This window comes from Mesorhizobium sp. CNPSo 4689 (assembly GCF_057784325.1).
Genome location: NZ_JBWLUZ010000029.1, coordinates 34,026 through 56,046 on the forward strand (window position 1 = coordinate 34,026; position 22,021 = coordinate 56,046).

Genomic DNA, 22,021 nt, shown 5'->3' on the forward strand with positions numbered 1-22,021 from the left:
TGCTCATGCCTGTATATTCCAATATATGAAATAGATTGAAGGACTGTTGCAAAGGAGAGGCCACCCCTGTCTCTTTCCGGGAAATACCGGAGGGGTTTCAGAGATGACCACCAATATCGAGTTGGACAATTTTTCGGGCTCCTGGAACGAGCATTCGGCTTCCAGCGAACACAACGGCACGACGGCACCGGCAGAGATGCAGGTCGCCCAGGCAGCGACCGGGCAGCCAGCTCCGGCAGCAGCCGATTCGGTTCCGGTCGATGTAGGCAGCGGCGCACCCGTGCAGCCGCAAGCGCCCGCGGCAGCGGCGGCAAATCCACCAGTGGAAGGCGCACCTGCTGCGGCGGCAAACGCGCCGGCAGCGCCTGCGCCGCATGACTATGTCGCCGACGCCAGCAACGTGGTGAGGCTTCCAGCCAATGTCTCGATCGACAACATCCGTGTCGACGGCCGCAATCTGGTGCTCGAACAGCCCGACGGGTCGGCGATCGTCATCAAGGACGGCGCCCTGAACGTGCCGACCTTCATCCTCGGCGATGTCGAGGTGCCGCGCGTTGCCTTGATCGCAGCGCTGGAAGCAAGCCATGTCGATGTCGCCTTCGGCGCCGATGGCTCGATCTCGGCGGGACCTGGCAACGGCCCGGACAGCGCCGGCGGAAACTTCTCGGTTCCCCCCGGCGGCATCGGCGACGGGTTCGACCTCTCGGCATTGCTGCCTCCGACTGCCCTGCAGTTTGGGCAATTGGACCGGCGCGAGCTCTTCCCGTCTATTGTGGACAGGCAAGTTTCCGTGGTGGCCACGTCATTGCTCGCCCCGGACGAGGCGGCCAGCGAAACCGGCCTGGACGGAGGCCCGGCCCAATCGCCAGGTAGCGACGCGCCGAGCGACGCGGAAACCTCCAGCATCGGAACGATCAACATCGACGCACCGGACGGTATCGGCTCGATCGTCATCAACGGCGTCACCGTGAGCGGCGTCGGGCAGCAGATCCCGGGGCAGTTCGGCTACATCACGATCGTCTCCTTCGATCCGGGCACCGGTGCCATCGAATACAATTACACGGTCACCGAGTCGGTCACCCATCCCGAGCACACGAACGGGTTCGACCCCAACGACACGGTTCCGGACAATTTCAGCATCACGGTTACGGATGTCGACGGCGATACGGCCAGCACCACTTTTGCCGTCGCCATCATCGACGACGTGCCGACGGCGGTCGCCGACATCGACAGCATCGCGGCCGGCCAGTTCGGCCCGGCGACCGGCAATGTGCTGGCCGGCGGAACCGATGGCGCCGACGCCAACGCAACGGACGGCAATGCCGATACCGAGGGCGCCGATGGCGCGGCCGTGGTTGGCGTTGCCGCCGGCAACACCAATACCGATGTCGACAATGCCGCCACGCTCGGCGTGCAGATCCAGGGCACTTACGGCAAGCTGACGCTCAATGCCGACGGCACCTACTCCTATGTTCGCGACGCCGGCACCGCCGGCGGCGTCAATGACGTCTTCACCTATACGATCAAGGACGGCGACGGCGACACCTCGCACACCACGCTGACCATCTCGATCGGCAACTCACCGCCTGTGATCACCGACCTGACGCCGGAAGCCGGTGGCGGCGACGTGACGGTGGATGAAGAGGCATTGAATGTCGGCACGCCGGGCGGACCCGGCTCCAATCCGGCAAGCACGGCCGAGACCGGTGCGGGCACCTTCACGATCTCCTCACCGGACGGCATCGCCGCGCTGGCAATCGAGGGCCACAACTTCATCACCAATGGGGCGTTCACCGCCGGCTCGTTCACGACCGCGCTCGGCAACACGCTGTCGGTGACGGCCTACAATCAAGCTACAGGCGAAGTGAGCTACACCTACACGCTCAACGACAATGAGGCGCATGCCCACGCCCTCGACCAGAACAGCCTGTTCGAAAACTTAACCGTAACGCTGACCGACCAGGACGGCCAGAGCGTCAACGGCACGCTCGTCGTCAACATCGTCGACGATGTGCCGACGGCAAGTGCGGAAGCCTCGCAGAACGTCGCCGAGGGCGCGACGATCACCGGCACACTGGACTTCGTCGCCGGCGCCGACGGCGCCACGGTGACGCATATCGACGGCACGGCACTTATCTTCGGGGGCGACGGCTACTCCCAGGTGATCGACATCGGCGATGGTTCGATCAAGGTCAAGGCCGACGGCAGCTACTCGTTCACCGCCGACAATCCGGTCATCGGCACGGGTGCCGCATCGGCGACCTACACGGTGACCGACGGCGACGGCGACACGGCGACGGCTGGCATCAGCTTTGCGGTGACGGATGCCAACCATCCGACAACCGGCACGGCGGCGGCCTCTGTCGACGACGACGCGCTTGCCGGCGGCAATGCGGCAAGCACGACGGGCGACATCGCGGTTCCGAACACCGATGGCGACAACAGCGAAGCAACTTTCTCCGGCAGTCTCGGCGGCAGTCTCGGCGGCGACGGCGCCGGCGGCTTCTCATTTGCAGCGCTGGACGGCACCAATGGCACGGTTGGCCAGGAGAACGTCACCTACAGCTGGAACTCCCTCAACAATACGCTGACGGCGACAGGCCCGCGCGGCGACCTGTTCTCGGTTCATGTGACCGATCCGGCGACCGGCGCCTACACGGTGACGCTGCTCGACAACGTGCTGCAGGCACAGGGTCCCAATGACGAAAACAACGCGACGGCCGACCTGGGCTACGTCATCACCGATGCCGACGGCTCGACCGCATCGGGCACGTTGACGGTTACCTTCAATGACGATGCTCCCACCGCAAGCGCGGAAGCTTCGCAGAACGTTGCCGAAGGCACGACGCTGACCGGCACGCTGGATTTCGTCGCCGGCGCCGACGGCGCCACGGTGACGCATATCGACGGCACGGCGCTGGTGTTCAATCCGGCTGACAGCAACTACTCGCAGGCGATCGACATCGGCGATGGCTTCATCAAGGTCAAGGCCGACGGCAGCTACTCGTTCACGGCCAACAGTCCGGTTGCCGGCACGGGCGCGGCATCGGCGACCTACACGGTGACGGACGGCGACGGCGATACCGCAACGGCCGGCATCAGCTTTGCGGTGACCGACGCCAATACGCCAACGAGCGGCTCAGCGGCCGCCTCTGTCGACGATGACGCGCTTGCCGGCGGCAATCCGGCGAGCACGACGGGCGACATCGCGGTTCCGAACACCGATGGCGACAACAACGAAGCCTCGTTCTCGGGTACGCTCGGCGGCAGTCTCGGCGGCGACGGCGCCGGCGCCAACGGCTTCTCGTTCGCGACGCTCAACGGCACCGGCGGCACGGTCGGCCAGGAGAACGTCACCTATAGCTGGAACTCCCTCAACAACACGCTGACGGCGACAGGCCCGCGCGGCGACCTGTTCTCGGTCCATGTCACCGATCCGGCGACCGGTGCCTACACGGTGACGCTGACCGACAACGTGCTGCATACGGGCGGCCCGAACAATGAAGACAATGCAACGGCCGATCTCGGCTATGTGATCACCGACGCCGACGGCTCGACGGCATCCGGCACACTGACCATCACCTTCAACGACGATGCGCCGTCGCTGACGGTCGGCACGGTTGCGGATGGCGGCCTGACGCTGGTGACGCAGGATGCCCAGACGATCGGGGCCGCCTCCGACACGGCGAATGCGAGCTTCGCGGCCGCCTTCCTGGCGGCGGTGACGCCGAGCTATGGCGCGGATGGCGCCGGCACGACGGTGATCAGCGGCTACACGCTGACGGTCGCCGATGCGGCTTCGGGCCTGACCAGCCAGGGCGAGGCGATCACGCTGACCAAGGTGGGCAATGACGTGGTCGGCTCGACGGTGTCGCATGGCGAGATCTTCAGGATCGCCGTCGATGCGGCCGGCACGGTGACGCTGACGCAGTCCCAGCAGATCGACCATCTGCCTGAGGACGTCGATGCGACCAACGACAACGCCCATATCGACCTTGCCGCCGGCAAGGTGACGCTGTCGGCGACAGCAACGGTGACGGACGGCGACAACGACACGGCGACCAGCACCGTGAGTGCCGATCTCGGCGGCAACATCGGCTTCGACGACCACATTCCGTCAGTGTCGGTGACAGCGGCGTCGGCGGTGAAGGCCGCGCTCGACGAGACGGCGACCTCGAGCGGCGTTGCCACGATCAACACGGGCGCAATCGTGAAGGGCGACGATCCCGATGTGTCGGGTTCGGGTTATATCTCGACAGCGACCAGCGTAGGAGCGCTGGTGACTGTAAGCGCGCTGTTCGGCGCGGATGGTCCCGCGGCTTCTGCGAGCACGGTCTACGCATTGACGGTAATGAACGCCAGCTCCGGCCTGACGCTGACGGACGGCTCGGCGATCAACCTGCAACTGGTCAACGGCGTGGTTGTCGGCGTTGTGTCCGGCGGCACGTTCAATGGCCAGGCGGCGTTTGCGATCTCGATCAATGCGGCAACAGGCGCGGTTACGGTCGAGCAGTATCTGTCGCTGGATCATCCGGCCGAAGCGACGGCCGGCAACGGCTTCAACAGTTACGACGAGACGCTGGCGCTTGCCAGCGGCAGCCTCGGCGTGACGGTTACGGTGAAGGACGGCGACAACGACACGGCGACCAGCAACACGGCCGATGTGTCGAACCAGGTCACCTTCGATGACGATGGCCCGACGGTTCTCGACAAGACGGATCTCTATTTCGCCAACAGCGGGACCGTCAGCGGCACCGGTGTGTTCGACTACTCCATCGGTGCTGACGGACGCACGACGTACAGCAGCCTGAATTCTGACTTTGCCGCCATCACATTGGCCGGCACCGTGGCAGGAAACGCGATCACGTCGCCGACCGTAACCTGGGCGTCCGAGACGTCAACAGTGGCTGTCTTCAACCTCAGCTTCAGCTATCTCACGGGTGGAGTGGCCACCCAGGAAACGGGCACCATCAGTTTCGACAAGGTGGCGGGAACTTACACCGTGGACTTGGCCGACCCGATCTCCGCGGTAACGATCAGCACAGTGAGCAATTCGTCTTCCATCGTCGGCTATCAGCCGGGATCCTCGACGGTTGACAACACCCAGCCGGATGTGGCGGTGGCCCAGGTCAATACAAACCTGTTCATCCAGTTCACCGGCTATGCGGAACAGGGTGCCGGCACTGATGCCAACAACCTGCAATCGGGTTCGATTGACGGCAGTACGCTTACCTATGTGAACGGAGAACTGCTCACCCAGAGTTCGGCATTCGTGTCCATCTCCGGAATAGCTAATGGCGTTGCCGGCGATACGATGGGCAAGGGAGAAGTCATTGACATGGACTTCTTCACCACGAACCCCACTGGATTTACGGGCCTGGCGCCCGATGCCCAGGTCGGTTCGATGTTCCTGAAATTCGATGGCATCGGGAACTCCGAAGACTTCATCGTCATCCTGAAACTCTACGACACGGTTGCCGGCACCTATACAACCAAGGCAATGTATGTCGAGAACGGCGACATCTTCAGAGGCGCGGGCCCTGGTCCGGGCATTTACTCCAGCGTAACGCTCGACAACAATGACGGCCTGCTGATCATCGAATCGAACGATTACAACGCTGCCGGTCAGCACTACGTGCTGGTGGGCGCACAAGTCACACCGACCGATGAAGGCATCACCGGCACGGCCATCAATCTCAACGGCGCCATCGGTGCCGGCGGGGCGAGCACCACAACCCAAAACCTGAGCTCCGATACCAATGATCTTGGGTTCAAGATCTCCGATATCGGCCTGGTCAGCACCACGACGACAGCCCAGAATGCCGATCTGACCTTCAACGTCACCGTGAAAGACGCGGACGGCGATACGTCACCGGCACAGCAACTGGACGTTCACGTTGTCAACGGTGTTACCTATACCGGCACGGCGGATGCCGAGACCATGCAGGGCACAGCCAATGGCGACACGCTGACCGGCAATGGCGGCAACGATATCCTGCAAGGGTTTGCCGGAGCCGATACTCTGAACGGCGGCGACGGCAACGACCTGCTCATCGGAGGTCTCGGCCAGGATACCATGACCGGCGGCGCGGGAGCCGACACATTCAAGCTCGACGGCCTGGACATCAAGGATCTCATTGTCGATTACAGCGGTCTTGGCGGGCACGGCGACAAGATCGACCTGTCGGCCTTGTTCGACACGGCTCCCGGCGGCGCCAATGTCGGCGACTTCGTGAACTACAATGCGGGAACGGGCACGCTCAGCGTCGATGCCGACGGCACCGCCAACGGCGCCAATTTCGTCGACGTCGCGACGCTGCAGAACCTGCCTGCGGCCAACACGATCACGCTGCTTTACGACGACGGAACAACCACGCACACGACCACGGCAAATCTGGTCTAACGGCGTGGCGCTAAGCCATTGGACCGTGCTATGTATTAGCAGGGTTATATATTTGGGATATGGAGGGGCATTCATGATGAAGCGTTCTGCAAGACTACTGGTTTCCACCGCCGCGCTGTTGCTGGCCGGATCGACGGGCTTTGCCGCCGACATCATCGACGGACCGACGGGCGACTATTGCCGTGTCGTGGGCACCTCCAATCTGGTGCTGACCGAAAACATCGTCGACCTCAAGGCCGAGGTGGTCAAGCTGATGGACGAATCGGTCGCCGTCGCCAACAGCTCGGAGTGGATCCATTCGGCCCGCCCGGCCTTCGTCTGGGCATCGGAGGCCAAGGTCGCCTGCGGCAAGGCCTATGGCTATCTGAAGACGAACTACCGCGACGAAGACTATCTCAACAAATGCGAGTGCTTTCACGATCGCATGGTCGAATACATGAACTGACCGGAAAGGCCAGGACACCGGCCTGCAGTCGATGAGAGCCAAGAAAAAGCAGTTGGGGGCGATCGCGCTGGCGCTCGCGGCGACCCTGTCCGGCTGCCAGTCGAAAGGCAGCGTGAGCGAGGTGCTCGACCCGGCCCAGATCGCCGCGCCCAAAGCGCCGGCCGGCGTCGCTGCCGCCACCGCGCCGCAGGCGACGCAGTCGCTCGGCACGGGCTCGACGAAGATCACCATGCTTTTGCCGCTGTCGGCCCCGGGGACCACGGGACAGGACGGCCGCAAGATGTTCGACGCCGCCAGGCTGGCGATGACCGACCTCGGCAACAACCTCATCACGCTGACCGTCGAGGACACGCGCGGCGACTCGGGCTACGCCAAGGACCTGGCGGTCAGGGCAATCACGACAGGATCGAAGGTCGTCATCGGTCCGAGCGAACTGCCGGCAGCGCAGAATATCGCCAAGCTGTCGGGCTCGAACCGGCCGCCGGTGCTGGCGCTGGCTGACAATTTCGCCGGCGGCCCCGGCGTCTACGCGGTGCGGCTGAGCGAAGCCGACAGCGCGGCAGCGGGTGCCGCGGCCATCGCCACCAAGGGCGCCAAGAAATTCGTGCTTCTGGTTGCGTCGGGCGCCAATGCCGGCGCTGTTGAAAAGCGGGTCGCCAACGGCCTCAGCATCTATGGCGCCTCGCTCGCCGTCACCCTGCCCTATTCGCTGGCCGACGGCGGCGCCAAGGCGATTGCCGATATGGGCTCGCTGGTGGAAGCCCCGGATGCCGTCATCGTCGCCAGCGGAGACGCCAGTCCGTCGCCGATGCTAGCCGCACTGAAATCGAAAGGCATTCCAAGCAAGACGACATCGCTCATCGGGACCGACCGCTGGCTGGAGCACCCGATGGATCCGCTGTTCGAAGGCGCTTATATCGCGACCCTCGACCAGGGCGAGACCGGGCCGATCGCCGACCGCTTCAAGACGACGTACAACTACCTGCCCGACGTCAACGTCGCCTACGCCTATGACATGGTCGCGCTAACCGCCGGCATCGCCAGCGCCGTCGGCCCCGACGGCTTCAGCAAGCAGGTGCTGGAGAACCCGAGCGGATTCCGCGGGTCGACGGGCCTGTTCCGGTTCCGGGCGGACGGATCAAGCCAGCGCTCGATGCCGTTCTACCGGGTTGAGAAGGGCGCGCTGAAGCTGGTCGAGAAGTCGACGTCGGGGTTTTGAGGGCCGTCGATTCAGCTAAGCTGCTGCAATACCCCGGAGCTGGTGAGTAGCATCACGCTGGCGTAGATCAGGAATACGATCGAACAGATCGCCGCGAGCGCAATCGGCACGCCGAACGGCACGACGCCCTTGCGGTCCATATGCTGGACATAGAGGCGAAATGCGCCTGCCGGCAGCAGAAACGGGTTCTTCACCACCACGGCCATGGCCACGGCGAAGACCAGCAGCAGTAGAGAAAACACGACGAGACCGGTGCCGCCGATCAGGAACGGGATGACCGCCAGCAGCTTGACATCGCCGGCGCCGACCTTGCGCAAGACCCAAAACGGGAAGAGCACGACAAACAGCAGCAGGCCGGCAAGCGCGCTCAGCCCCATGTCCCACCAGGATCCGGACTGAACGGCCACCAACAGCAGCGAGCCCGCGCCCATGCAAAGCAGCAACAGCACGTTGCTGTTGGATATCTTCTGGGTGGTGAAGTCGAGCCAGGCGATCCTCGCAAGCAGAGGGATCGCCAACGCCTTCAGCAGCAGCGATGCGGCGAGCAGCATAGAGCGCTCTACCGCTCGACGTTCTGCACGCTGGAGGCTAGGAGCTTCAGATTGTTGGCGACCGTCGGATCCTTGGGCGCCAGCTCGTAGGCCTTGAGGAAGTTGGTGCGCGCGTCCTGCAGCTTGCCGCGCAGCAGATAGGAATAGCCGACATTGTTGTAATATTCCGGTGTCCCGCCAATCAGCTTGAACGCCCGGCCATAGGCCCGGTCGGCAAGGTCGAAGCGATGGATGCGGTCGCTGCAGGCGGCGAGGCCCAGCCAGGCAACACCGTCATTGGGTGCGAGTTGCGTCGCCTTGTAGAACAGGGCGCCGGCATTGCCGTAATTTTCCGCGCGGAACTGGTTCTTGGCTTCGGCGACAGCCAGGTCCGAGGCATAGTATTCGACATCGCTGACCGTCTTCAGCCCGTCGAAAGCATCGCCGAAAGCCGTCACGTCGCCCTTGGAGGGTTCGTTGGTGCGAACGACACCGTCGGTGGCGTCCGTCTGGCAGCCGGCAATCGCCATGATCAACAGGCCGGCTGCGGCCGCATTTTGCCATCTCATATATAAGTCCCCTAGGGATTCCCCGACGCCACATTAGGACCAAAGCATTTGAATAACTAGAAGAAAATGCCCCTCATTCGGATGATTACCGGTAGCATGAGAATCATCAGGACAACCGGAAAAATGCACAGCCCCAATGGAATCATCATTTTGACCGGCAACGCATTGGCACGCTCCTCGGCGCTAAGAATTCTCTGGCTGCGCATTTCGTCGCTATAGACGCGCAAGGCCTCCGTGAGACTGGTGCCGAGTTCTTCCGACTGCCTGAACAACACTGCCAGAGCCCGCGCCTCATCGAGACCAATGCGGTCCGACAGACTGCGCAGCGCCTCGCGCAACGGCTTTCCGGCACGTAATTGCAGGTTCATGATCGAAAGCTGGATGCCAAGCCATTTGTGGGTCCCGCCCAATTCCTGACTGACGCGCTCGACCGCCGCCTCCAGACTCATGCCGGCGTCGGCGCAGGTGATCATCATATCCATGAAATCCGGAAAGCCGCGACGATAGGTCTGCATCTGCGCCTTCTCGAACCGATCAAGCGCAATGCTCGGAACAACAAGACATCCAAGTCCGAACAAGGCGGCGCCGGTGAATGCAATGAAGCCGGGTAACTCCGGAGGCAGCACCCGGGAAAGGAGCGCGTAGGCAGCCAGAAAGCCAATGCCGACGGCGGCCATGCGCGACAGGGTGTAGATAAGGGGCGCACCTGACTGGTAAAAGCCGGCACGAAACAGTTTGGCTTCAAGCGTATTTGGTTCGTCACGCTCCTTCTCAACTGTGCGGAAATAGGCGTCAATCGGCTTCTGTGCAGCGATCTTGGCGAGTTGCTCCTGACCAGCGAGCGAACGACGGTCGGCAATTCCCTCGGCCATGAGGCTTTTTGCGACCAGCTTTCGAGTCTGCAGTGCCGGCAGGAGGACAAGAGCACCGAACAGGAACAGCGCAACCGCAGCCAGGAAGACGGCGATAGTAACAAGGAAACCTATATCCTGAGGGTTTGAGAACACGCTGATGCTTCGCTCCGGTCAGAAATCGAAATTGACCATTCGGTACATGATAAAGTCGCCCAACAGCGCCCACGATCCGAAAATCAAGAAGGCGGGGAGGATGATTGGATTGTTCCAGACGGTCCCGTAGTAGGACGGAGCAGCGATCTGTAGAATGAAGAACATCACAACCGGGAACAGGGAGATAACCCAAGCCGAGATTCGACCCTCGGCTGAAAGGGCCTTGATCTTCAATCGCAGCTTTTGGCGCTCGCGGAGCACTGATGAGAGATTGGCAAGGATCTCCGTAAGGTTACCACCGGTCTTGGACTGGATCGAGAGCGACACCGAAAGCAGATGGAGGCCTTCGAAGCCGACGCGCTGGGAAAGTTTCTTCACAGCAGTTTCAACGCTGAGGCCGAAAGTGATTTCGTCCGCGACGATGCCGAATTCGGTGCCGAGCGGATCAGGCATTTCACGAGCGACAAGGCTTATTGCCACGGAAGCCGGATGTCCGGCGCGCAGCGAACGCACGATCATGTCGAGTGCATCGGGAAGTTGCCTGGCGAATTTCTGGATTCGCTTGCTGCGGGCACGGCGAAGGACAAGAAGCGGCAACCCAAAGCCCACCAGCAGAAAAATGATCAGCGCTGCGATAGCGGAAAACCCGAAGAGCAAATGCAAGATCATAGCTAGCACTAACCCGGCAAGCAGGAACATCGATGCGAAAGCCAGCGGACTGCCAGTGATGCCGGATTGCGTGTAGAGCCGGTTCAACCCAATGGCGCGAAAAACAAAGTCGCCCGTATCTGTCAATCCACGCTCGCGCAACAGACCCTGCAGGGTCTGCTCGGCGGGTGCCTCCTCTGCCAGGCGCTTAAGGCGCCGATTTACAGTGCCAATTCTGACGCGCCGGCCGGCATAGGACAAATAGAGCGATTCAGCGGCGAGGATGACCGACGCGGCCGCCAACACATAGATGAAATAGAGCAGTGTCTGACCGGTCGGCATCTAGAGTGGGACCTGCGGGTTGAAAGCGTCCTGGGCGAACTGATGTCCGAGCGTCATGGCTTCCTGGGCAAAGCGGGGGCGCACGCCGGTGGCGCGAAAATCACCGATGATCTTGCCTTCCGGCGTTACTTCGCGGCGAACGAAGTGGTAAAGTTCCTGGAGCTGGACGACATTGCCCTCCATGCCGGTCAGTTCCGATATGGAGATGACCCGCCTGCCGCCGTCCGAGAGGCGTTGCGTCTGCACGATGATGTCGATGGCCGACGCAATCTGCGCCCGGATGGATTCGTGGGTCATCGGCATGCCGGCCATGCCGACCATCTGCTCCAGGCGCGATAGTGCGTCGCGCGGCGTGTTGGCATGGATGGTGGTCATCGAGCCTTCATGGCCGGTGTTCATGGCCTGCAGCATGTCGAAGGCCTCCTCGCCGCGAACCTCGCCGACGATGATGCGGTCGGGACGCATGCGCAGTGCATTCTTGACCAGTTCGCGCTGACGAACCTCGCCCTTGCCCTCGACATTGGGCGGGCGCGTCTCCAGCCGGCCGACATGCGGCTGCTGTAGTTGCAGCTCCGCCGCATCCTCGATGGTGATCAGTCGCTCGGCGGACGGAATGTAGCTCGACAGTGCATTGAGCAAGGTCGTCTTGCCGCTGCCGGTACCACCCGAAACCAGGATCGACTTGCGCGCCTGCACGGCGATCCGCAACAAATCGACCATGTGGGGGCGGATCGAGTTAAATGCTATCAGGCGCTCGAGCGAATAAGGATGCTTGGAGAATTTGCGGATCGACACCAGCGGGCCGTCGACCGAGATGGGCCGCACCGCGATGTTGACGCGCGAACCGTCTGCCAGTCGGGCATCGACCATAGGCGCGGATTCATCGACGCGCCTGCCGATGGCCGAGACGATCTTGTTTATGATACGCAGCAGGTGCGCCTCGTCGCGGAAACGGATCGCGGTTTCCTCGATCACGCCGCGGCGCTCTATAAAGACGCGGTTGTGGGTGTTGATCAAAATGTCGGCGATAGAATCATCCTTGAGCAGCGGTTCGATCGGTCCCAGCCCGAGCATCTCGTCGGCCGTGTCGCTGGTCAGCTGGTCGAGTTCTCGCGCATTCAACGGCACGGCGCGAGCGCGAACGAACTCTCGCACGATCGGTCGGATCTCGTTGAGAATCACGTCCTTGGACGCGCTTTCAAGAGCGGTCAGGTTGAAGCGATCGATGAGGTGGCGGTGAAGCTCGACCTTGAGCGTCAGGAAATCGTTGCCTTGCGGCTCGGCTTCGACCGCCGGGCCATTTGCCGCTCCATTTGCCGCCACAACAGCCGGCGCTGGCTGCAATGCCCGCGGCTCATTCGGTCCCTTGATGAAGCGGCCTAACATATCGCCCTGGTCCCCTTGGAATCCCCAAGGTCAGAAACTAAGCGTTAACCACGCAAGGCACAAGCGCCGAGCCCGACTGTGGTGGTCGAATACTTACAACATAGTTAAGACGAGACCCTAAAAAATCGTTTTATTTTGAGACTGTGTATGCAGGGGCACACCTCATCTCCAACCTCACGAAACGTTTCGCCCTGCAACGTGCGAATGTGTCGCCACGGAACCTCGGTAAACCCTTACATATAAAGGACTATGCACATACCCTAATATGATGGTGCTTCCGCCACAGGTGGGGCGAATTTATGAACGAATGGTTAAGGACGCTTGAAAAACAAATCGAATCAATCCCTTGTCGAAATTGAACTGGTTTCCGATCAGGTATTCGAAGGTTAAGGAACTGTTAATCCCATTTGACATCGCTTTTTTGTGGGACTTAGATCAAGTCGACGGGGGATGCTGGGTATGGGGTTCATCCTTAGCTCTGTCTCGTCGGGTTCAAACCTCCAAAGGGAGAAATTGGCATGAACAAGCTCATGACGATGGCCCGGCAGTTCCGCGACGACGATAACGGCGCTGCCATGGTCGAATATTCTATTCTTCTTGGCATCATCGCAGTCGCCGTCGTCCTGACGGTTATCGCGATCGGCGGCTGGGTTACGGGCCGATTCACAGGCCTGTGCACTGCGCTCAACGGCAGCGGTATCGGCACCTGTAACGCGGCAGCAGGCACCGGAAGCTAATATCTGAACTATCTCAGGTCCGGGCAGCGATGCCCGGACCTGTCGCCCAGGGCGGGCGATGCTAATGCACAATGGGCTTGGGGTTGGGTCGATGCGCGCCAATACTTTGATCATGATCATCCTCGCCGGCGTCTTCGGCGTTCTGGCGGTCGTACTTGTAAACATCTGGCTGGCTGGCCAACGCAGCGCGATGGCGGAGGCTAACGGCGCCCAGCGCGACACAGTTGTGGTGGCAGCGGTGGCACTGAAGTTCGGCGACACGTTGTCGGCCGACAAATTGCGTGAGATCGCATGGCCGGCGGGTGCAGTACCAACCGGCGCTTTCAAGACGACAAAAGAAGTGCTCGCCGGCGAAGGCACGAAGCAGGCACTGCAAACGATCGGCGCCAACGAGCCGGTTCTCGCCAGCAAGATCACCGGCCCAGGCCAGCGCGCCACGCTATCGGCAGTGCTGAGCGAAGGCATGAAAGCCGTTTCCATAAGGGTCAATGACGTGCTTGGCGTCGCCGGATTTGTCTTTCCCGGCGATCGGGTCGATGTGCTGCTAACGCGAAATGCACGCGACAACACCGGCACGGACAAGAGTTTTGTCGACGTGCTATTGCAGAGCATAAAGGTGCTCGCCATCGACCAGGTTGCCGATGAGAGCAAGGACAGCCCGACGGTGGTGAAGTCGGTGACGCTCGAAGTCAGCACCAAGGATGCGCAGAAGCTGACATTGGCCGCCGGTGCGGGCCAGCTTTCGCTGGCGCTTCGCCAGGCGGCGGCCAGCAAGGGCGAAACGAACGAGCGCGTAACTCTTTCCGATCTTACCGGCGACACGCCCGACGATGTCGCCAAAAGGCAGGCCGAGCTTGACAAGCAGGCAGCAGCCGAAGCCGAGGCGGCAGCCGAGCGCAAACGCGCCGACGATAAGTTGGCCGGCCTGACGCAGGCCGTGGATCGGGTCGGAAGCAAGCTCGACGATCTGAGCAAGGTCAAGCCGGCCCCAGCTGTGGCATCTGCGCCGCAGGTAAAGGAAGTTGTAAAGGAAGTGGTCAAATATGTGCAGCCGGAACCACCGGCGCGGGCGACAGTCGGTGTCTTTCGAGGTATAAAACTCGAAACCTATGATGTGCCGCGACAAAAGTAATACCGGCATATTAGGATAGGCGGAGTCCGAATCAGCCGGCAAGGGGGGTAGCGTAGATGCGTGCGTTCTGGGGACGACTGGCGGTGGCCGCTCTCGCTTGTTTTGCAGCGCTAGGGCCGCTGGGCATGGCGGCTCATGCTGCAGACCGCAACATCGACGTGTCGAACCCCACCGTCCACCGTGTCTTCATCCCCACGTCGCAATCGGTGACGATCCAGGTCAACGCGACGCTGGGCGACATCGTTGTCGGCGACGAGAAGATCGCCGACGCCCAGCCGATGACCGACAAGACGCTCTATGTCATCGGCAAGAGCGCCGGCACCACCACCGTCAACCTGTTTTCCGAGGACAAGCGTTCGCTCGGCGTGATCCAGGTCGAGGTCGGCGTCGATGTCAGCGACATGGCGCAGGCGATCCGCCAGGTGGCGCCCAAATCGCGCATCGAGATCGGTTCGATCAACGGCAAGGTCCGGCTTGCCGGCCACGTCAAGGACGGCGCGACGCTGGCGTCGATCATGGAGGTGGCGCAGCAATATGGCCCCGACGCCATCATCAACTCCGTGATCGTCGACGACAGCCAGCAAGTGAATCTGGAAGTGCGTATTCTCGAAGCCAAGCGCAATGCCGGCCGCGACCTCGGCGTGTCGATCAGGAGCACTAATGGCAGCGGCACATCCCGCACCGGAACTGGCATCGCCACCGTCGACGAAGACAATATAGTGCTGGGACCGGGAGACCTGCTCACCGGCCTGCTGTCGAACACCAATCCGTTTGCCGCGCTGATCACCCGCGTCATCGACAGCAACATCAAGGTCGATCTGATCATCGAGGCACTTGAGGCCAAGGGCGTGGTGCGCACGCTGGCCGAACCCAATCTGACAACGCTTTCAGGCGAGCAGGCCAGCTTCAACGCCGGCGGCGAAATCCCAATCCGCAGCATCGGCGCTGATGGCGAGGTCCAGGTCGAATTCAAGCAGTTCGGCGTCAATCTGCTGTTCACGCCTGTGGTGATGGAGGACAACAAGATCCATATGAAACTGGCGCCTGAGGTGAGCGATCTAACCAGCTTCACCAATGCCGGCGACCCGATCTTCACCAACCGCAAGCTGTCGACCGTCGTCGAACTGCGCGATGGCCAGAGTTTCGCCGTTGGCGGACTTCTGTCCAGCAAGACCACCAAGCTTCAGAGACAGGTGCCCTGGCTCGGCCAGGTGCCCGTTATTGGCACGCTGTTCCGGAATTCGAGCAACCAGAAGGAAGAGACCGAACTGGTCGTCGTCGTCACGCCGCATATCGTGCGGCCGGTGAAGCCCGGCGAGCAGCTGGCGACACCGTTCGACAAGACGCGGCCGGCCAACGATCCGGAGTTCTTCATCCTCGGGCAGCTCGAGGTGAACAAGGACATGATCCGCAAATATGAACTCGGCGAAGGCGTCACCGGCCCCTATGGCCACATGCTGGACCTCAAATCGAAGGACAAGATGCTCTATGTCAAGAAATAGCGTCCTGATCCTCCTCTTGAGCGCCGGCGCGCTGACGGGCTGCGCCGCCGACTATCTGAACAACTACGACACGGTGACATTGGCTGCCGGCGATGCGCAGAAGTTCAATTCACTGCTGCAGACGGTCGACCCGCTCAATCCGAACTCGAAGAACACCACCATCGATGGCGACGGTGCGCGCGCCGCCGGTGTCGCCCAGAGGTACAAGATTCCGCCTCCGCCACCACCAGCGCCGAGCATCACAGTCAACGTAGGCAACACCACGAATTGAACAGAAGGATGCGGTTTTGCATGTGCCAGGCAAACGAGGGGTCCTGGCGCCAGGGGAGCTAAGAGTAAAGCCATGTTGCGAACTATTCGCGCGTTCTGGCACGATCAGAGGGGTATGGCGCTTATCCTCGTCAGCATCATGCTGCCGGCGATCATCGGCTTCTCGCTGCTGACGATCGACATGAGCCGGGTCAACAATCTTCACAATGATCTGCAGAAAGGCACCGACGCACTGGCACTTGCCGGCGCTGCCGAACTGAACGGCCGATCCGACGCATGGACGCGCGCCGAGAACGCCCTAACCAGTCTCGTTTCAAACAGCACAAGGTTCTCGAATGGAGGCACCGTAGCGCTGTCCACCGGCAACGGAACCGCCACTGTGGACCCGACCTATTCCGCGTGCCGGTCGAAAGGGCAGATCTCGTGGTGTTTCCTCTCCAGCATACCGGCAAACGACTCTAGCCCGATCACATCAGCCAACTATGCGGTCTCGCCAAGCGTGACACGCTTCATCCAGGTAACGTCGCAGCCCCAAGGCTTCACGTCCATTTTCCCTGTATCTTTCCTTTCAGGAAATACGGCCGACAACAGCTTTCCTGTCGGAGCCGTCGCTGTTGCAGGCTTCACAAGTGGCGTCTGTGATTTCACTCCCGTCTTCATCTGCAACCCGTATGAATTGGACGCGAACGGAACGAACAATGCAGGCGGATACACACTTGAGCAGGCCGTCTCAAACCCTGCCCTACACCGTCGCCTCATCGAACTCCGCAAGGTTGGCAACGGGGCAGCAGCCGGTCCGGGCAACTTTGGTTTTCTCGAACCGCCGGAAGGTGTCGGCAACGGTGCGCAGGCACTTGCGCAGACAATCGCCACATCGCGACCCATTGGTTGCTACTCCGCTGAAGGGGTCACCACCAAGACAGGCCAGAATGCTGGCCCGGTCCAGGATGCGTTCAATGTCCGCTTCGGCATCAGAGCAGGCGGCAGTCATTTCAACAGCCCTGAATATGGTCCTGCCGTCAATGTCAGAAAGGGTGCTTCATCTGGAGGCGGTAACGGGAATGGCAACGGAAACGGCAATGGCGGCAACGGCGGTGGTGGTGGCGGCGGAAGCCAATGTCCCCAATACAATCAGTTGACGTTCAACGGCGCCGGCAACAAGGGTCTTCCGCGCGACCAAACCACGCCATGGATGAACGGACGAATGGGCGATGGCGACTATTTGCTGCTCGGCACCGGGAATTACTGGCAGGTGAACTTTGGCAACGCGACGTATCCATCTTCGTGGAATACGACCACCCCGACGCGTTACCAGGTCTACAAGTACGAAATATCAGCTGGCCTTGTCGGCACTGCTTCGATCGGAGGCGAGGTTGGAACGCCGCCGAATTCATGCCAACCACCAGTCACAACGGTTGATCGGCGCCTGATCTATGGCGCGATCCTCAATTGCAACGCGCTAGAGCAGACAAATGACCTTTCCGGCCACAGCACCAATCTGCCGGTCGAGGCGTTCGGCAGTTTCTTCCTCACCGAGCCGGTATCTTCTCCGTCTGATGACGCGTCTGTCATGGTCGAGTTGGTCGATATCACCGGGCGTGGGGGACAGGGTACACTCGACAATTTCCTGCGCGACGAAGCCCAGCTCTATCGGTGACGGCGATGTCGAGAATGTTGTCCCGCTGTTTCAAACGCTTCTGCCTCGACCAGCGCGGCACCGTGCTTCTCGAGATGGCGTTGGTTGCGCCGCTGATGCTGCTCTTGTCGGCGGGCGTTTTCGAGTTCGGCAATCTCATCCATGACAAGCTGTTGATGGAAGCCGGCCTTGACGATGGAGCGCGTTTCGCCGCGCGTTGCAACAGCCAAATCTACACTCAAGCCAACCTGACAATTAACTGTGCCGTCGTTGCAGAAAACATTGCCGAACGCGGCAATGTAGCTGACACGGGCACTGAGCGCGTTCCTGGTTTAAACGTGACCATCAACACTTCCACTTGCTACAACACGGTCGACGTCAACGGGGTCGTTCTCTACCTCTCGACGACATCCCAAGTCTGCGTCGTGACGGCGTCGGGTACCCTCACTTACAACGGCGTGGGCATGCTGTCGCTGCTCGGCATCGGCCCGATCACGCTCAACGCCAGTCATCAGGAGCGGTTGATCCGGTTTTGATCATGCTGAAGCGGTTCGTGACATCGGAAGACGGAACGACGATGGTGGAAATGGCCATCGCGTTGACGCTGCTCCTCAGCTTGACTCTCGGCTTCATCGATTTCGGCTATGCCTTCTACCAATGGAACGCGGCGACCAAGGCCGTGCAGGTCGGCGCCCGGCTGGCGTCCATTTCCGATCCCGTTGCTGACGCGCTTGCGACAGCCGCACCGACAACGACGCCAGGCGCGCCGGTCGTTGCCGGCATCTATGGACCTTTCGTTTGCACTTACGCCGGCACCACCGGATCTTGCAGCAATGGCGGCACATTCAACGCCAACAATTTCAGCCGCATATTCCGGGGAGACACGGCTGTCACCAACGACGACACCTGTCCGACAATCACCGCAGCCCAGCGCCCCACCACGCGGCCTGGCATGTGTCACTTCTTCCCTGGCCTGCGTCGAAACAATGTCGTCGTCACCTACGTGGCCACCGGCCTCGGCTACCAGACCCGCCTGGGCGGACCGGTGCCGACGATCAGCGTCAGCCTGCAGGGCATGACCTACCAGTTCTTCTTTCTGGGCGGGCTGCTCGGATACGGAAACCTCACAATGCCCTCCATGCTGAGTACGGTCACGGGCGAAGATTTGAAGAGTACCGCGTCATGAATGCAATCAACACCAAGGTCCTTCCGACAAAACGCAAACAGGTCGCCCTGTTCTCGTCCGATCCAAATTTCAAGCGCGATGTCGCCACACGGCTCGAGGCGCTGGCGATCTACGATGTCAGGATTTCCGATACGGACGACTTCCTCAAGGGGCCGCCCGCCGACACGCGCCCCGGCATCGTCATCCTCGACTTTGGCCATGGCGAACTGCTCGGCCAGCCGGGCATCGTCGAGGCGCGCGCCAAATGGGCAACCGTGCCGCTGATCGCGGTGTCCGACGAACTGACGTCGGAGCAGACGCGGGCGCTGGTGCGCATGAACGCATCCGACTGGCTGCACAAGCCGCTCGACGCCAAGGAACTGCTCAACGCCGTCACCTTCCACGACACCGGCAACCAGGGAACCAAGAGCCGCATCATCACCTTCATCGGCGCCAGCGGCGGCGCCGGCGCCACCACGCTGGCTTTGTCGGCGGCGGAATTCCTGGCATCGAAATCGTCCGAGCGCGCGGCTTCGACCTGCCTGGTCGATCTCGATTTCCAGAGCGCCAATTGCGGCGCCTATCTCAACCAGTTCAACCAGTTTGACCTCGCCGGCATCATCGGCATGCCGGAAAGGCTCGATGTCGAGCTGATGGACGTCATCAAGCTGTCGCGCCCGTCCGGCCTGACGCTCTATTCCTTCGAGCGGCCGCAACTGCCGTTCGAGCCGCAGGGCGCGGATTTCGTGTTCCGGCTGCTCGACCTCGTCGCCTACCGGTTCGACGACATCGTCATCGACCTGCCGAACATCGAGACGCCCTGGCACAATTCGGTGCTGTCGACGAGCGACGAGATCTTCATCGTCTTCGAGCTCAACGTCGCCTCGCTGCGCCAGGGCAAGCGGCTCTACAAGAAGATCCGGGAATTGCGCGGCAACAAGGTCAGCATCACGCTGGTCGCCAACAAGCACAAGCGCAAATGGTTCGGAAACCACTTCTCGCGCAGCGAACTGGAAAAGATCTTCAAGGCGCCGCACATCAAGTCGGTCGCGCTCGACAACGCGCTTTTGACCGATGCCTTGAACCGTGCCATCCTGCCTTTGGAGGTGGACGGGCGGGCGCGCTTCAACAAGGATCTGAAGCGGATGTTCAAGGAACGGCTGGACGATGCCGCTCGCTAACCGCCGCTTCGCGCAAGGGCTCACCGGCGCCTGCATGATGGGCCTGGCACTGGCGTCGGCCTGCGATCTCGCCGAGGCCCGGTCCGCGCTGCTGGACCGCCCGCCGCTGCCGGCCATGGGCCCCAGCCTGCGCAAGACGGTCGCCTTCGCTACCAGCGAGCAGGCCGGCACGATCATCATCCGCAAGGACGAGAAGGCGCTCTACCTGGTGACCAGCCAGGGGCAGGCATTGCGCTACCAGATCAGCGTCGGCCGCGACGGCTTCGGCTGGACCGGAACCGTCAAGGTCGGCGCCAAGACGGAATGGCCCGAATGGCGGCCGCCCAAGGAAATGCGCGCCCGCCAGCCGGAGCTGCCGGCCATGGTGCCGGCCGGTCCCTATAATCCGCTTGGCGCTCGCGCCCTTTACCTCTCCCGGGACGGGCGCGACACGCTCTACCGCATCCATGGCACCAACGATCCCAAAGGGGTCGGCTTCGACGGAACATCGGGCTGTTTTCGCCTTACCAACACCGATGTGATCGATCTCTTCAAGCGCGTCGCGGTGGGCGCAAAGGTGGTGGTGGAATGACTATGATCAGCGACCCGGACATGCCGGCCATCGAACTCGGCGCGCAGGAAGTCGTCGCCGGCAAGCCAAGCCGCAAAGGCACCATCGGTGTCGTTGTCGCGGGTGCAGCTTTGGTCACGCTGGTGAACCTGACGGCCGCGGTCTATCTCTACCGCGGCATGAACGATTTGCGCGTCGTCGAAGCCCGGCTAGAGCAGCTCGGCCAGTTCGAGCAGCGCATCGGTGCCCGCCTCGATACGATCAACAACGGCTTCCAGAGCCGGTTCGAAAAACTGGACAGCCAGTTGCAATCGGATTTCAACGAAATCGACCGCAACGTTGCCCGGCTTGAGCAGAACCCGCCCGTTGCCGCTAGCGACGAGAGCATGTCGAGCGCGCCCGAGTCGACGGTGGTCACGACAAGCACGGCGGAGGAAGCCCCTGCCGTTGCCGAAAACATGGCGGAGCCGGATGCGATCGAGATGCCGCGCCCGCCGAGAAAGCGGACCCCGGCTGTTGCCCCGCCACCGAACCCCGCCTATCAGCGCATCCAGCAGGCGGACGGCAAGGTCTATTATCGGAAGATTAATTAGATCACTCGGCCTGGTTGGCGCAGAGCGCTAAAGATCTCGCTGCAGCGCCAGGATGCGGATCGCGCGTGCTTCGGTGCGCTCCCTGGCTTCGCTAAGGAAGGCGATATGGCAATAGGCGCATGCGGCAGCGCCGAGAGCCAGCACCAGGCTGTTCTTCAGGGTGAAGTCGACCATCAGCGAGAACTGAAGGCCTCTCGGCGCCGTGAATGAGGCAATCGTGCTCGCCGTTTCCGAATGACTGCTGACGGCGATCATCAGGCCGGCGAAAAGCAGGGCGACATGGTTGGCCAGGAAGAAGGCGGCCGATCCCCTCGCCCGGCAGGCCATCCAGCAGAGAATGGACGCGGTGGCCAGCATGGCGGCGTCAAGCACGATCGAGCCACCCAGATAGAGATCGACCTGCTGCCAGAACATCGTTGCCAATGGACGCAGTTCAAGCCAGATCCGCCACATTGCGGGACTGGACGGATAGGTTCCAAGCAGGAACGTCGCCGTTCGCTCCGCCGCCAGAATGAGCAGCATGAGGGCTGGGAAGGCAAAGAGCAGTACCGGTTTGCGCTTCATATCATCCTCGACGATCCGAGGCGCAGAATAGGCGGCATTGATTGCACAAGGCTTAACGGCGGCAGGTCCCCAAAGCCTGTGATATGCTTGCACCGACGGCGAGGATCGCCGGCGCGGACGGGTTCAGCGAAGGATCGATGCC

Annotated in this window: 19 protein-coding genes; 13 read left to right on the forward strand and 6 right to left on the reverse strand. The window is 61.6% G+C overall.

The genetic code is table 11. The annotated features are described in order from the left end of the window. Positions 1-103 precede the first annotated feature (103 nt). The 3 genes from AC04SI_RS26330 to AC04SI_RS26340 all read left to right on the forward strand — a co-directional run bounded on the left by AC04SI_RS26330 (position 104) and on the right by AC04SI_RS26340 (position 8,067). A complete protein-coding gene (locus tag AC04SI_RS26330; RefSeq protein WP_488475181.1) occupies positions 104-6,403 on the forward strand; it encodes a DUF5801 repeats-in-toxin domain-containing protein in 6,300 nt (2,099 codons plus the stop codon). Positions 6,404-6,479: 76 nt separating this feature from the next. Next, on the forward strand, positions 6,480-6,848 hold the full coding sequence (locus tag AC04SI_RS26335; RefSeq protein ID WP_404281621.1) for a hypothetical protein: 369 nt from the start codon (positions 6,480-6,482) through the stop codon (positions 6,846-6,848). A gap of 31 nt (positions 6,849-6,879) precedes the next feature. Next, positions 6,880-8,067, forward strand: a complete 1,188-nt coding sequence (locus AC04SI_RS26340) for a type 1 periplasmic-binding domain-containing protein (protein ID WP_488475182.1) — start codon at positions 6,880-6,882, stop codon at positions 8,065-8,067. 11 nt (positions 8,068-8,078) lie between these two features. Here the strand turns inward: AC04SI_RS26340 and AC04SI_RS26345 are convergent, their stop codons facing one another. Genes AC04SI_RS26345 through AC04SI_RS26365 form a run of 5 tightly spaced genes read right to left on the reverse strand, consistent with a single transcriptional unit; the run spans position 8,079 to position 12,549 of the window. Further along, a complete protein-coding gene (locus AC04SI_RS26345) occupies positions 8,079-8,618 on the reverse strand; it encodes a prepilin peptidase (protein WP_488475183.1) in 540 nt (179 codons plus the stop codon). 8 nt (positions 8,619-8,626) lie between these two features. Beyond that, positions 8,627-9,166, reverse strand: coding sequence for a tetratricopeptide repeat protein (locus tag AC04SI_RS26350; RefSeq protein WP_488475184.1), 540 nt, complete (start codon positions 9,164-9,166; stop codon positions 8,627-8,629). 56 nt (positions 9,167-9,222) lie between these two features. Beyond that, a complete protein-coding gene (locus AC04SI_RS26355; RefSeq protein WP_488475185.1) occupies positions 9,223-10,173 on the reverse strand; it encodes a type II secretion system F family protein in 951 nt (316 codons plus the stop codon). 18 nt (positions 10,174-10,191) lie between these two features. Beyond that, positions 10,192-11,163, reverse strand: coding sequence for a type II secretion system F family protein (locus tag AC04SI_RS26360; protein ID WP_488475186.1), 972 nt, complete (start codon positions 11,161-11,163; stop codon positions 10,192-10,194). Continuing rightward, positions 11,164-12,549: a TadA family conjugal transfer-associated ATPase gene (locus AC04SI_RS26365; RefSeq protein ID WP_488475187.1), complete on the reverse strand. Its 1,386-nt coding sequence runs from the start codon at positions 12,547-12,549 to the stop codon at positions 11,164-11,166. A 518-nt stretch (positions 12,550-13,067) separates the two neighbouring features. Here AC04SI_RS26365 and AC04SI_RS26370 point away from each other — a divergent pair. From AC04SI_RS26370 to AC04SI_RS26415, 10 genes are all read left to right on the forward strand, one after another. After that, positions 13,068-13,286 (forward strand): Flp family type IVb pilin, encoded by a 219-nt coding sequence (locus tag AC04SI_RS26370; protein WP_488475188.1) that lies wholly within the window; start codon positions 13,068-13,070, stop codon positions 13,284-13,286. Between the two features lie 91 nt (positions 13,287-13,377). Next, positions 13,378-14,418 (forward strand): Flp pilus assembly protein CpaB, encoded by a 1,041-nt coding sequence (cpaB, locus tag AC04SI_RS26375; protein WP_488475189.1) that lies wholly within the window; start codon positions 13,378-13,380, stop codon positions 14,416-14,418. Between the two features lie 56 nt (positions 14,419-14,474). Further along, entirely contained in the window at positions 14,475-15,920 is a 1,446-nt protein-coding gene (locus AC04SI_RS26380; RefSeq protein ID WP_488475190.1) for a type II and III secretion system protein family protein, read from the forward strand. Further along, on the forward strand, positions 15,907-16,191 hold the full coding sequence (locus AC04SI_RS26385; protein WP_488475191.1) for a hypothetical protein: 285 nt from the start codon (positions 15,907-15,909) through the stop codon (positions 16,189-16,191). The genes AC04SI_RS26380 and AC04SI_RS26385 overlap by 14 nt, the downstream gene beginning before the upstream one ends. Before the next feature lie 114 nt (positions 16,192-16,305). Further along, positions 16,306-17,847, forward strand: a complete 1,542-nt coding sequence (locus AC04SI_RS26390; protein ID WP_488475192.1) for a pilus assembly protein TadG-related protein — start codon at positions 16,306-16,308, stop codon at positions 17,845-17,847. A gap of 5 nt (positions 17,848-17,852) precedes the next feature. Continuing rightward, positions 17,853-18,362 (forward strand): TadE/TadG family type IV pilus assembly protein, encoded by a 510-nt coding sequence (locus tag AC04SI_RS26395; RefSeq protein ID WP_488475193.1) that lies wholly within the window; start codon positions 17,853-17,855, stop codon positions 18,360-18,362. Between the two features lie 2 nt (positions 18,363-18,364). After that, positions 18,365-19,012, forward strand: a complete 648-nt coding sequence (locus AC04SI_RS26400) for a TadE/TadG family type IV pilus assembly protein (protein ID WP_488475194.1) — start codon at positions 18,365-18,367, stop codon at positions 19,010-19,012. Further along, complete coding sequence (locus AC04SI_RS26405; protein WP_488475195.1) at positions 19,009-20,172, forward strand: CpaE/TadZ family protein; 1,164 nt, start codon at positions 19,009-19,011, stop codon at positions 20,170-20,172. The genes AC04SI_RS26400 and AC04SI_RS26405 overlap by 4 nt, the downstream gene beginning before the upstream one ends. Further along, the gene (locus tag AC04SI_RS26410) at positions 20,159-20,743 is read left to right on the forward strand and encodes a L,D-transpeptidase (protein WP_488475196.1); all 585 of its coding nucleotides are present in this window, start codon (positions 20,159-20,161) and stop codon (positions 20,741-20,743) included. The genes AC04SI_RS26405 and AC04SI_RS26410 overlap by 14 nt, the downstream gene beginning before the upstream one ends. A gap of 2 nt (positions 20,744-20,745) precedes the next feature. Then, the gene (locus AC04SI_RS26415; RefSeq protein WP_488475197.1) at positions 20,746-21,315 is read left to right on the forward strand and encodes a hypothetical protein; all 570 of its coding nucleotides are present in this window, start codon (positions 20,746-20,748) and stop codon (positions 21,313-21,315) included. A gap of 27 nt (positions 21,316-21,342) precedes the next feature. Here AC04SI_RS26415 and AC04SI_RS26420 read toward each other — a convergent pair whose 3' ends face one another. Further along, the gene (locus AC04SI_RS26420) at positions 21,343-21,879 is read right to left on the reverse strand and encodes a hypothetical protein (RefSeq protein ID WP_488475198.1); all 537 of its coding nucleotides are present in this window, start codon (positions 21,877-21,879) and stop codon (positions 21,343-21,345) included. Positions 21,880-22,021 lie beyond the last annotated feature (142 nt).